The following is a 9,075-nucleotide window of genomic DNA, read 5'->3' as shown; positions in this document are numbered from 1 at the left end:
AATGCTACAAAAAAACTTGCAATTGTAGCAAGAAGTAAAATCATACCCAGTCCGAATGCGATGGCAGATGCCATTTTTTTTGTTCCCGTCATTATCATCCCTCCTCTCTTACAAGCATATTAGACATAACAGAGAGATAGACTTACTTTCTTATGGATTAAGTGAAGTTATAGTTTTTAACCTGTAGGGAAAACTAAGCAGGATACAACATGATAAGGTGGGATGATGATGATGGATCTTCTAGCAATGGCTGGTCGAACGGTCCTATTGTATACAATTATTACTATCATATTTCGAACAATGGGAAAACGAGAGCTTGGTGAATTAAATGTACTGGATCTCGTTGTTTTTCTTATGCTAAGTGAATTAGCTGTCATTGCTATCGAAAATCCAGATAAGCATATCTCGCATCAAATTGTTCCTATGACGGTACTTGCAGTTTTGCAGCTTACCATTGCATTTGTTTCCTTGAAAAGTCAACGGGCACGTAAGTTGCTTGAGGGAGAAGCTGTGATTCTAATACGAGAAGGTAAGGTAGATGAAAAGCAAATGCGCAAGCAACGCTATAATTTCGATGATCTTCTGTTACAGCTTCGTGAGAAGGATATTGGTGATGTACGCGATGTGGCATATGCGATATTAGAACCTTCTGGAAAGTTATCTGTCTTTCCAAAGAAAACAAACAAGGATACTCCCGCGGTATTTACGCTTCCTCTTATTATGGATGGAGTGATTCAAGATGAGCATCTGCAAAGTATAAGTAAAACAAATCTTTGGCTCAGACAGAAGCTACGAGAGCTGGGATATAAAGATGTGAAGAAAATCTCGTACTGTACGTATCAAAATGGACGATTTTTTATTGATATAACGGATGAGTAAGTGACCTTGTGCTATTTTAAAAATCCAAAACGTAAAAGAGAGAATCGTTGTAATTCTTCCTTGCGTATAAGACGAAATGCGATGAGCAATCCTGCATAAACAAGGCTTGTAATGATAATAGAAAGTAATGTTTGAATGCCTAATGAGGAAGAAAAAGTGTATATATTACATGAAAATCCAACTACTCCTGCTAGAAAAATAGCAAGCATGCCATAGATGTAATCTCTTGCGTAAATAGTAAATGTAATTTTTTTTAGCAGAGTTGCGTAGTGCAAAAAGGTAACAACGAGTAAGCCAGTTGCTATCGCTAGTGCAACTCCCATTATTTGAAATTCTGGGCGTGATGCAAGTGCGAAAATTACAATAATCTTTACAACCGTACCAATGAAACTGTTATACATCGCAGCCTTGGCTAAATCTAATGCTTGAAGCACCGATGCTAATGGACCTTGAAAATAATAGAAGAGAAAACATGGTGCGAGAACCTTTACAAAGATTGCAGCATGATCTGTTCCGTACATGAGCGTCATAATCGGATTGGCAAATACGTACAAAATTACGACAGACCAACCTCCAGAAAGAAACGAGAGACGCAATGCTTGTTGAAGTCGGTATTCAACGAGTACGTGATTTTTTTTTGCCATCGCTTCACTAACAGAAGGAACTAGTGAGGTGGAAAGAGCGTATGTAATAAAGGATGGCAGTAATAGTAGGGGCAAGGCATAACCGTTTAATTCTCCGTATTGTTTGGTTGCAATGCTCGTTGTTACACCAGCAATGGCTAAGCTTTGTACAATTACAATTGGCTCAATAAAGTATGAAATTGAACCAATTAAGCGGCTTCCTGTAGTTGGTAAGGCAATGGACATAAGAGATTGGAAGGTAGCCTTACTGTTTTGTACAGTTTGTAAAAAATGAGAGGTTAAGGGAATATGTTTTTCCCCTTTAAATATATACAACATGTAAGCGAGCGAGACGAGCTCCCCAGCTGCTGCTGAAATCATCGCTCCGGCGGCAGCAAATTCAATTCCAAATGGAAGGAATGCTCGTATACAAACGGCAATGAGTGTAATACGGACAACTTGCTCTAATACTTGTGATAAGGCACCCGGCTTCATATTTTGTTTTCCCTGGAAATATCCTCGTAGTACAGATGAAACTGCAATAATAGGAACGACAGGAAGTATTGCAATAAGTGGATAGTACGTTCGTGCATCTGTTAATAGCATCTTTGAAATGATAGGAGCAGCTAAGGAAATGGCGATTGTAAAGACTATGCTGAGTGACAATGTAATGGACAATGAAACGGAAAGAATTTTTTTAACTTTATGCGGCTCTTTCCTTGCTTCTGCCTCTGCAACAAGTTTAGCAATTGCTACGGGAAGTCCAAGTTGTGTGATGGTGATGGCTAGGATGAAGGTCGGAACGGCCATCATATATAGCCCTACCCCTTCTTCTCCTAAAATTCTTGCCATAACAATTCTATTAAGAAAGCCAAGTACACGCGTGGCTAGTCCTGCTAGAATTAAAATCAGCGTACCACGTAAAAAGCTTTGCTTCGTCATTTCGTTCCCACCTTCTCAAAAGCTCCAGAATGATTTACAATAATTTATATGCTTATATATATGGCAAGCATGACAAGGTGTATGTATACAAGTTTTTGCTTAAGATTAGGGAACAATCTAAACAGATTGTATATATAGGAATCAAACGCCCAAAATGAAATGGAGGAGGAAATGATGGTTGTGAAAGAACATCCGGTAGATGCTTATCGTGAACAGCTGAAGATTGTGATTGATAGCAAAGTGGAAGAGTTTAGAGTTCTAGGATACGATCGAGTAACAACGAAAGACGTATGGGAATGTTTGAAAGTTAAAAAATGGAAAAAAGTAGACCAGGAACTGAAATTGTTTCAACTAGTAAATGATGTGCTTACGCTTTCAACTAGCGATTATATGACATATTTAACGATGCAAGCCTATAAATCACCGCTTGGACCATTAAATGAATATGAAACATGATGACTTGATTTGACATTCGTTTTTAAGGCTTTCTATAATAGACATAGTATTGCTTTTTTTCTTAAGTATAAGGAGGAACACAAAACCAATGGCAAAACGAAGCAGACTCGTTGCTTTCTTTTTAATTGTTCTACTTGTGGGTGGAATAATTGGAACAACGACAAAAAATGTGACACAAGGTATTAATCTTGGGCTGGATTTGCGTGGCGGCTTTGAAATTTTGTATCAAGTACAGCCTGCTAAGCAAGGCGACACTATTACTCGTGACGTTCTTTTAAGTACTGTGAATGCACTAGAAAAACGCGTAAACGTTCTTGGAGTAAGTGAGCCTAATATTCAAATTGAGGGTAATGACCGCATACGTGTGCAACTTGCGGGGGTTCAAGATCAAACAAAAGCGCGTGAAATATTATCTACACAAGCGAAGCTTACATTTCGTGATGTAAATGATAAGATTTTGATGGATGGAACAGATTTAAAGCAGGGCGGGGCAAAGCAAACATTCGACCAACAAGGTCAGCCTAGTGTAGGGTTAACACTAAACAATGCTGCTAAGTTCAAACAAGTTACTGAAAATGTACTAGGGATGAAGCCAAATAACTTAATGGTAATCTGGTTGGATTTCCAAGATGGAACGGATTCATATAAGGCAGAAAGTCAAAAGGCAAAGCCTAAATACTTATCAGCTGCTAGAGTCGATCAAGTGTTTAATCAAACAGATGTATCCATTGTAGGATCTTTCACTCCAACACAAGCTAAGGAATTAGCTAATTTACTTAATGCAGGATCACTACCAGTTGAGTTAAAGGAATTATATTCTACTTCAGTTGGTGCGAAATTTGGGGAAACAGCTCTGCAACAAACAATGGTAGCCGGAATAATTGGTGTAGCACTTATTTTCTTATTTATGCTACTGTACTATCGTTTGCCTGGTTTGGTCGCTGTAATTACACTCGGCTTATATATTTACATAACACTTCTCATCTTTAACGGTATGCATGCTGTCCTGACGCTGCCGGGTATAGCGGCTCTGGTGCTAGGGGTCGGGATTGCGGTAGATGCCAACATTATAACCGATGAGAGGTTTAAAGAAGAACTCAAAATCGGAAAGTCTGTTATGGCTGCATATCGCGCTGGAAATCGACATTCCTTCTTAACTATTTTAGATGCACATGTTACGACACTTCTTGCTGCAATTGTATTATTTATTTTGGGTAATAGCTCAGTAAAGGGGTTTGCAACAAGCTTAATCGTCAGCTTAGTTGTCGGATTTGCGACAAACGTAGGTGTTACGCGTTTATTACTTGGAATGCTTGTAAAAAGTCGTTTATTTGACAAGAAGGTAGAATGGTTTGGCGTGAGGAAGAGTAAAATTTTGCCTCTATCAAAAGGGGTTATGCATGCTCCTACACCATTTGATTCTATTAATTTTGTAAAGATTGGACATCGCTTTCTCGTATTTTCTGCAGTGTTCATGATTGTAGGAGTTATCATTGTTTCCATCTTTAAGTTAAATGCAGGCATAGATTTTTCTAGTGGATCTCGTTTAGATATGACAAGCAATAAACCAATTGTTGTAAGTGAGTTAAAAACAGATTTAGAGACAATTGGAGTGAAAACGGAGGATATAGTTCTAACAGGGACTAATAACCAAAGTGCAGCTATCCGATCAAAAGGTGTATTTTCGAAAGAAGAAATTGCGAAAATAAAAAGCACGATTAAGGATAAATACGGGGCGGAACCTAACGTAAGTACGGTATCTCCAACAATCGGTAAAGAATTGGCACGCAATGCGCTGATTGCAGTTCTGATTGCATCCGTTGGAATAATCTTGTATGTCAGTCTTCGTTTCCGTTTTACGTATGCCATCTCTGCAGTTGTTGCCTTGTTACATGACGCATTTTTCATTATAACGGTATTTAGTATATTACGATTAGAGGTAGACCTGTCGTTTATTGCGGCCGTTTTAACCATCGTTGGGTACTCTATTAATGATAGTATTGTTACATTTGATCGAAACCGCGAATTGTACAAAGAACGTAAGGTGCGTTCTATAAAAGATTTAGAAGAAATTGTGAACTTAAGTATTCGACAAACACTTAGCCGCTCGGTTAATACCGTTTTAACGGTGTTACTACCGGTTATTGCCTTACTCATATTTGGTAGTCCTTCCTTGCGCAATTTCTCATTTGCTTTGCTCATAGGACTGATTGTCGGTACGTATTCTTCCGTATTCGTTGCTTCACAGCTATGGCTCTATATGGAATCACGTAGTCTGAAAAAGGGAACAGGAAAACGGAAGAAAGAAGTCGAAACAAAGCAAAAATCAGATATTCTTGTATAAGGACAGAAGGCGATATCGCAAATACGATATCGCTTTCTTCACAACTATAGAATTATTGTCACCCTTTAGCCCGTTTAGTATAATGAATAGGTTAAGGGGTGATTTCGTTGTTGCGAGCAAAAACACGTTGGAATGAAAAAAGTCAAGATGAGGAAGAAGTAAAGCGCCTTTCAAAGTCGCTGCACATTACACCCTTCGTCGTCTCTTTATTGATGAATAGAGGATTACAAACGGAGCAGGGAATAGTTGATTTTTTGTTTACAGAACAACAATTTCATGATCCGTTTCTTTTACATGATATGAAGCTAGCTGTTCAGAGAATCCATCATGCAATCGAAGAGGGGGAACGTATCCTAATCTTTGGTGATTATGATGCGGATGGCGTTAGTAGTACAACTTTGCTTATGCTCACGCTTGAGGAATTGCATGGGAATGTGTCATTTTACATTCCAAATCGCTTCACCGAAGGATATGGTCCGAATGAAGCGGCGTTTCGCTGGGCAAAGGATGAGGGATATTCGTTAATTATTACAGTAGATACAGGTATTTCAGCAATAAAAGAAGCCGAGGTTGCAAAGGATATTGGACTAGATCTAATTATTACCGATCATCACGAAATTTCACCTCAGCTTCCAGATGCGTATGCCATTATTCATCCAAGGATAGGGGATAGCTACCCATTTCAGCATCTTGCAGGAGTGGGCGTTGCATTTAAACTTTCTCATGCTTTATTAGGACGCGTTCCAGAGAATCTGCTCGATATTGCAGTAATTGGAACGATTGCTGATTTAGTGCCCCTCTTTGGTGAAAATCGGCTTATAGCGAAAAAAGGGATAGAAAAGTTAAGAGAGACAAGTCGACCTGGTTATCGTGCTCTCTTTCAAGTTGCCAATATAAATGCAAGTGAAATCAATGAAGAGAGTATTGGTTATTCGATTGGACCCCGAATCAATGCGGTAGGAAGACTAGGAGATGCAGATCCCGCTGTACAATTATTAATAACGAATGATCCGGAAGAAGCGCGATTTCTCGCGGAAGAAATAGATTCGACAAATCGGCTCCGCCAAGATATTGTGAAGAAAATCGCCGATGAGGCGATACAAGAAGTTGAAGATAAATACTCATCTGCTCAAAATAAAGTACTAGTAATTGCGAAAGAAGGATGGAATGCGGGAGTGATTGGAATTGTAGCTTCTAAATTAGTAGAACGCTATTATCGTCCAACCATTTTGCTTAGTATTGATCGTGAAAAAGGCATAGCGAAAGGGTCTGCACGGAGTATAGAAGGATTTGATCTATTTGCAAATTTATCAACATGCCGTGATTTGTTACCGCACTTTGGTGGTCATGCGATGGCTGCTGGGATGAGTCTTTCGCTTAGTGATGTTGATGATCTTCGAAGTCGTTTAAATCAGTTAGCAGATGCTACGCTTTCTGAAGAACAGCTTTTCCCTATTACGGATATTGATACTACCTGTACACTAGGAGAAGTGACCGTATCTACTATTGAGGAATTACAGCTTTTGGCTCCCTTTGGTGTAGGTAATCCCAAACCATGCATTCGAATAGAAGATGCTGCAATCGAGAGTATTCGCCAAATTGGGTCGGATGGTTCTCATGTCAAGTTGCTGCTGCGGGATGGGGATAGCAAATTAGACTGTGTTGGCTTTGGCTTTGGACATGTTGTAGAGGAAATTTCGCCCATGTCACGTGTATCGGTAATTGGAGAAGTAACGATAAATGAATGGAATCATTTTCGTAAACCACAGATTATGATTTCAGATCTTGCTGTAAATAACTGGCAATTGTTTGATTATCGCGGAGATCGAAATATTGAGAAATTCTTGTTATCGTTGCCTGAGGATAAAGTGACTGCTATTTATTTTCAAAAAGCAACACATTCATTTTCGTTACCTGGGGCATTGTTGCAAGCAAAGGAAGTAACGGAGCAATCACTTACCGGACGTTATGTAGTGCTCTTAGATTTACCAGCAAGTATGGACGAGGTAGAGAAGCTTTTTGCAAAGGGATTTCCAGAACGAATTTATGCCGTCTTTCATCAAGAGAATCAGCATACATTTAGTACCGTACCGACCCGCGATCACTTTAAATGGTATTTTTCGTTTTTACGTCAACAAGCTCCATTTTCACTTACCAAGCATGGGGCAAAGCTGTGCCAGCACAAAGGCTGGTCGAAAGACACTGTAATTTTTATGACCCAGGTGTTTTTTGAACTAGAATTTGTTACAATAAAAGATGGTTTGATTTTTATGTCCGATCATATTTCCAAACGTGATTTGTTAGAATCCGTTACTTATCGTGAAAAGATAAATGGATTACAGGTCGAAAAAGAATTAGTATATTCCACATACCAACAGTTGTTTATGTGGTTCAGTAATATGCAGAGTAGTTCTTTAACATGTCAGGAGGCTTATTAACATGGATTTAAAACCATATATTGCAATTGTTCCGGACTATCCGAAAGAAGGAATTGTATTTAAGGATATTACGCCATTAATGAATGATGGGAAGGCGTACAAAGTTGCAACGGATGCAATTGTAGAATTTGCGAAAGAAAAGAAGGCAGAACTCGTTGTAGGGCCAGAAGCGCGTGGATTCATAATTGGATGCCCTGTATCCTATGCTTTAGGAGTAGGTTTTGCACCTGTACGTAAAGAAGGGAAACTCCCTCGCGAAGTTATTAAATACAATTACGGTAAAGAATATGGTAAGGATATATTAACGATTCATAAGGATGCTATTCGTCCAGGTCAACGTATTCTTATTACCGATGATTTACTTGCAACGGGCGGAACGATTGAAGCAACGATTGCCCTTGTGGAAGAACTTGGCGGAATTGTAGTTGGAATCGCCTTTTTAATTGAGCTTAACTATCTTGGTGGTAGAGAAAAGTTACAAGGCTACGATGTTTTAACGCTTATGAATTATTAACACACTAGAAACGGAGTGTTCCATTTCTAATGAGAATGCAATGGACCGTTATACAGAATCCCGTAAAATAGAGATGATCTGTAACGGTCCCTTTTTATTGTCAGATGAACATATATACAATCTCTATATTACAATCTTCGCTCTTTCCTTTTCCAATTTTCAATATTTGCGTTATAATGGTGTAATAAATAATAATTCTAACTTATAAAGAGGATTAATTTTTCATATAAAAAGGTGATTCCATGGCGAATGAACAAGTGCTAACAGCTGAACAGGTGTTGGAGAATGCGAGTAAATATTTAACAGATGAAGATGTTGCGATGGTTAAGCATGCCTATGAATATTCTCGCGATGCCCATCGTGAGCAATATCGTAAATCTGGAGAACCTTATATTATTCATCCTATTCAAGTTGCTGGCATATTAGTAGGCTTGAAAATGGATTCTTCTACGATTTCGGCTGGTTTTTTACATGATGTTGTTGAAGATACAGAAGTAACATTAAAAGATTTAGAACGCGAATTTACGAAAGAAGTAGCCATGTTAGTAGATGGCGTTACGAAGCTAGGAAAGATTAAGTATAAATCACACGAACAACAGCAAGCTGAAAATCATCGAAAAATGTTTGTCGCTATGGCACAAGATATTCGCGTGATTTTGATTAAGCTTTCGGATCGTTTACACAATATGAGAACGCTTCGCCATTTACCTCAAGAGAAGCAGCGGCGTATTGCAAATGAAACGCTCGAAATTTTCGCTCCGTTAGCACATCGTCTTGGAATTAATACGATTAAATGGGAGCTTGAGGATACTGCTTTACGCTACTTGAATCCACAGCAATATTATCGAATTGTTAACTTGATGAAAAGAAAGCGGGCAG

The 9,075-nt window shown here is 38.7% G+C and carries 7 protein-coding genes; 6 read left to right on the top strand and 1 reads right to left on the bottom strand.

What is annotated here, in order from left to right:
- Nucleotides 1-231 precede the first annotated feature (231 nt).
- On the top strand, nt 232-879 hold the full coding sequence (locus tag AC11ZT_RS04270) for a DUF421 domain-containing protein (protein ID WP_484058413.1): 648 nt from the start codon (nt 232-234) through the stop codon (nt 877-879).
- Nucleotides 880-890: 11 nt separating this feature from the next.
- Here AC11ZT_RS04270 and spoVB read toward each other — a convergent pair whose 3' ends face one another.
- Nucleotides 891-2,444, bottom strand: coding sequence for a stage V sporulation protein B (gene spoVB, locus AC11ZT_RS04265; RefSeq protein WP_484058412.1), 1,554 nt, complete (start codon nt 2,442-2,444; stop codon nt 891-893).
- A gap of 174 nt (nt 2,445-2,618) precedes the next feature.
- On the opposite strand from spoVB, the gene AC11ZT_RS04260 reads away from it, so the two are divergent.
- From AC11ZT_RS04260 to AC11ZT_RS04240, 5 genes are all read left to right on the top strand, one after another.
- Nucleotides 2,619-2,900: a post-transcriptional regulator gene (locus tag AC11ZT_RS04260; RefSeq protein ID WP_379965907.1), complete on the top strand. Its 282-nt coding sequence runs from the start codon at nt 2,619-2,621 to the stop codon at nt 2,898-2,900.
- An 88-nt stretch (nt 2,901-2,988) separates the two neighbouring features.
- Nucleotides 2,989-5,244: a protein translocase subunit SecDF gene (gene secDF / locus AC11ZT_RS04255; protein WP_484058411.1), complete on the top strand. Its 2,256-nt coding sequence runs from the start codon at nt 2,989-2,991 to the stop codon at nt 5,242-5,244.
- A 107-nt stretch (nt 5,245-5,351) separates the two neighbouring features.
- Nucleotides 5,352-7,682: a single-stranded-DNA-specific exonuclease RecJ gene (gene recJ / locus AC11ZT_RS04250; RefSeq protein WP_484058410.1), complete on the top strand. Its 2,331-nt coding sequence runs from the start codon at nt 5,352-5,354 to the stop codon at nt 7,680-7,682.
- A 1-nt stretch (nt 7,683) separates the two neighbouring features.
- A complete protein-coding gene (locus AC11ZT_RS04245; RefSeq protein WP_484058409.1) occupies nt 7,684-8,196 on the top strand; it encodes an adenine phosphoribosyltransferase in 513 nt (170 codons plus the stop codon).
- Between the two features lie 242 nt (nt 8,197-8,438).
- The coding region (locus AC11ZT_RS04240; protein WP_484058408.1) for an HD domain-containing protein at nt 8,439-9,075 on the top strand (637 nt) is incomplete at its 3' end.

It is taken from the genome of Ectobacillus sp. (assembly GCF_056992975.1).
Note: the sequence above shows the minus strand (reverse complement) of the source record. Positions and strands in the feature narration are given on the sequence as shown.